At 55.5% G+C, this 4,627-nt stretch carries 2 rRNA genes; both read right to left on the bottom strand.

Annotated features, from left to right (window positions below):
* Nucleotides 1–3,016 (bottom strand): 23S ribosomal RNA (locus tag ABCS02_RS34550); the annotation flags it as partial.
* Between the two features lie 364 nt (nucleotides 3,017–3,380).
* Nucleotides 3,381–4,627 (bottom strand): 16S ribosomal RNA (locus ABCS02_RS34545); the annotation flags it as partial.

The following is a 4,627-nucleotide window of genomic DNA, read 5'->3' as shown; positions in this document are numbered from 1 at the left end:
GCTGGGAGCCTCTCGCCCGAAGGCATGGAAATCTCATCTTGAGGCCGGCTTCCCGCTTAGATGCTTTCAGCGGTTATCCATCCCGAACGTAGCTAATCAGCGGTGCTCTTGGCAGAACAACTGACACACCAGAGGTTCGTCCAACCCGGTCCTCTCGTACTAGGGTCAGATCCTCTCAAATTTCCTACGCGCGCAGCGGATAGGGACCGAACTGTCTCACGACGTTCTAAACCCAGCTCGCGTACCGCTTTAATGGGCGAACAGCCCAACCCTTGGGACCTACTCCAGCCCCAGGATGCGACGAGCCGACATCGAGGTGCCAAACCATGCCGTCGATATGGACTCTTGGGCAAGATCAGCCTGTTATCCCCGAGGTACCTTTTATCCGTTGAGCGACAGCGCTTCCACAAGCCACTGCCGGATCACTAGTCCCGACTTTCGTCCCTGCTCGACCTGTCAGTCTCACAGTCAAGCTCCCTTGTGCACTTACACTCGCCACCTGATTGCCAACCAGGTTGAGGGAACCTTTGGGCGCCTCCGTTACTTTTTGGGAGGCAACCGCCCCAGTTAAACTACCCACCAGGCACTGTCCCTGAACCGGATTACGGTTCGAAGTTAGATATCCAGAGTGACCAGAGTGGTATTTCAACAATGACTCCACGTGAACTGGCGTCCACGCTTCAAAGTCTCCCACCTATCCTACACAAGCCACACCGAACACCAATACCAAGCTGTAGTAAAGGTCACGGGGTCTTTCCGTCCTGCTGCGCGTAACGAGCATCTTTACTCGTAGTGCAATTTCGCCGAGTTCGCGGTTGAGACAGTTGGGAAGTCGTTACGCCATTCGTGCAGGTCGGAACTTACCCGACAAGGAATTTCGCTACCTTAGGATGGTTATAGTTACCACCGCCGTTTACTGGGGCTTAAATTCTGAGCTTCGCTTACGCTAACCCTTCCTCTTAACCTTCCAGCACCGGGCAGGCGTCAGTCCGTATACATCGTCTTGCGACTTGGCACGGACCTGTGTTTTTAGTAAACAGTCGCTACCCACTAGTCTCTGCGGCCTCCAAACGCTTTCGGAGCAAGTCCTAATACGTCGAAGGCCCCCCTTCTCCCGAAGTTACGGGGGCATTTTGCCGAGTTCCTTAACCACGATTCTCTCGATCTCCTTGGTATTCTCTACCTGACCACCTGAGTCGGTTTAGGGTACGGGCGGCTAGAACCTCGCGTCGATGCTTTTCTTGGCAGCATAGGATCACCCACTTTTTATCCGCATCGTGTCTCAGCCGTAAGAGCTGCGGATTTGCCTACAGCTCGGCCTACGCACTTGCACCAGGACAACCATCGCCTGGCTTGGGCTACCTTCCTGCGTCACACCTGTTAATACGCTAACCGCACCAGCATGGGGTCGTGCGCTAGCCAGCGGACCGCTCCCCGAAGGGTTGAGTCCGAAGATTCGGGCACTTAGCACCACTGGATTGATTGGGGCGGTTCTTCGCCGGTACGGGAATATCAACCCGTTGTCCATCGACTACGCCTGTCGGCCTCGCCTTAGGTCCCGACTTACCCAGGGCAGATTAGCTTGACCCTGGAACCCTTGGTCTTTCGGAGGACGTGTTTCTCACACGTCTTTCGCTACTCATGCCTGCATTCTCACTCGTGTCGCGTCCACGGCTGGGTTACCCCGCCGCTTCACTCGCGACACGACGCTCTCCTACCCATCAACACGGCTGGACCACGAAGGCCTACCACTAATGTCAATGCCACAACTTCGGTGGCGTGCTTGAGCCCCGTTACATTGTCGGCGCGGAATCACTTGACCAGTGAGCTATTACGCACTCTTTCAAGGGTGGCTGCTTCTAAGCCAACCTCCTGGTTGTCAAGGCAACTCCACATCCTTTCCCACTTAGCACGCGCTTTGGGACCTTAGTTGGTGGTCTGGGTTGTTTCCCTCTCGACTATGAAGCTTATCCCCCACAGTCTCACTGCTGCGCTCTCACTTACCGGCATTCGGAGTTTGGCTGACGTCAGTAACCTGGTGGGGCCCATCGGCCATCCAGTAGCTCTACCTCCGGCAAGAAACACGCAACGCTGCACCTAAATGCATTTCGGAGAGAACCAGCTATCACGAAGTTTGATTGGCCTTTCACCCCTATCCACAGCTCATCCCCTCAGTTTTCAACCTAAGTGGGTTCGGTCCTCCACGACGTCTTACCGTCGCTTCAACCTGGCCATGGATAGATCACTTCGCTTCGGGTCTAGGACATGCGACTGAATCGCCCTATTCAGACTCGCTTTCGCTACGGCTACCCCTCTCGGGTTAACCTCGCCACATATCGCTAACTCGCAGGCTCATTCTTCAAAAGGCACGCTGTCACCCCTGCTAAGGAGGCTCCAACGGTTTGTAAGCAAACGGTTTCAGGTACTATTTCACTCCCCTCCCGGGGTACTTTTCACCTTTCCCTCACGGTACTTGTCCGCTATCGGTCATCTGGGAGTATTTAGGCTTATCAGGTGGTCCTGACAGATTCACACGGGATTTCTCGGGCCCCGTGCTACTTGGGATACTTCTCGCGCCAAGGGGGGCATTTCGACTACGGGGTTGGCACCCTCTATGACTGGCCTTTCAATGCCATTCGTCTATACCCTCTTGTAACGCTCGCTGTTCGGCAGAACAACATGAAAAGTCCCACAACCCCGAACGTGCAACGCCTGCCGGCTATCACACACGCTCGGTTTAGCCTGTTCCGGTTTCGCTCGCCACTACTAACGGAATCGCGGTTGCTTTCTCTTCCTGTGGGTACTGAGATGTTTCACTTCCCCACGTTCCCTCTACCCGCCCTATATATTCAGGCGGGAGTCACTGGGTCGGCACGCCGCCCAGCGGGGTTTCCCCATTCGGAGACCCTCGGATCAAAGTTTGCTTATCAACTCCCCGAGGCTTATCGCAGATTGCTACGTCCTTCTTCGGCTCCAGATGCCAAGGCATCCACCGTTTGCTCTTAAAGACTTGAAATCACATGAGTTGATCTATTCGATCATTCGTTTGTGAAACGATCCCGAAGGATCGTCTCTAAGATGCTCGCGTCCACTGTGTAGTTCTCAAAGTACGGGCGGTGCCCCTCTCGCGTTGTCCGTCGGACAAGCAAGAAGGGCCCAGAGGTCCGTCTGGCTCCTTGCGGAGCGCATCCGGTCCCTCAGGACCCAACAGCGTGCATGTCTCGATCTCTCTCACCGAGCCGTTCCGGTCGCAAGCGACGTACTGAGCTCGACTCGATCCCTCGAGACCTCGTCAAATGTTCCACCCATGAGCTAACCCCTCGAAGACATTCGCTCCGAGTGGGCTCTGGGATCTCCGAGGAGATCCAGATGCTCCTTAGAAAGGAGGTGATCCAGCCGCACCTTCCGGTACGGCTACCTTGTTACGACTTAGTCCTAATTACCGATCCCACCTTCGACGGCTCCCTCCACAAGGGTTGGGCCACCGGCTTCAGGTGTTACCGACTTTCATGACTTGACGGGCGGTGTGTACAAGACCCGGGAACGTATTCACCGCAGCGTTGCTGATCTGCGATTACTAGCGACTCCGACTTCATGAGGTCGAGTTGCAGACCTCAATCCGAACTGGGACCGGCTTTTTGGGATTCGCTCCACCTTACGGTATTGCAGCCCTTTGTACCGGCCATTGTAGCATGCGTGAAGCCCAAGACATAAGGGGCATGATGATTTGACGTCATCCCCACCTTCCTCCGAGTTGACCCCGGCAGTATCCCATGAGTTCCCACCATTACGTGCTGGCAACATAGAACGAGGGTTGCGCTCGTTGCGGGACTTAACCCAACATCTCACGACACGAGCTGACGACAACCATGCACCACCTGTTCACGAGTGTCCAAAGAGTTCTACATTTCTGCAGCGTTCTCGTGTATGTCAAGCCTTGGTAAGGTTCTTCGCGTTGCATCGAATTAATCCGCATGCTCCGCCGCTTGTGCGGGTCCCCGTCAATTCCTTTGAGTTTTAGCCTTGCGGCCGTACTCCCCAGGCGGGGAACTTAATGCGTTAGCTGCGTCACGGAATCCGTGGAATGGACCCCACAACTAGTTCCCAACGTTTACGGGGTGGACTACCAGGGTATCTAAGCCTGTTTGCTCCCCACCCTTTCGCTCCTCAGCGTCAGTTACGGCCCAGAGATCTGCCTTCGCCATCGGTGTTCTTCCTGATATCTGCGCATTCCACCGCTACACCAGGAGTTCCAATCTCCCCTACCGCACTCTAGTTCGCCCGTACCCACTGCAGGCCCGAGGTTGAGCCTCGGGTTTTCACAGCAGACGCGACGAACCGCCTACGAGCTCTTTACGCCCAATAATTCCGGATAACGCTTGCGCCCTACGTATTACCGCGGCTGCTGGCACGTAGTTAGCCGGCGCTTTTTCTGCAAGTACCGTCACTTTCGCTTCTTCCTTGCTAAAAGAGGTTTACAACCCGAAGGCCGTCGTCCCTCACGCGGCGTTGCTGCATCAGGCTTGCGCCCATTGTGCAATATTCCCCACTGCTGCCTCCCGTAGGAGTCTGGGCCGTGTCTCAGTCCCAGTGTGGCCGGTCACCCTCTCAGGCCGGCTACCCGTCG

It is taken from the genome of Microbacterium sp. X-17, from assembly GCF_039615055.1.
Note: the sequence above shows the minus strand (reverse complement) of the source record. Positions and strands in the feature narration are given on the sequence as shown.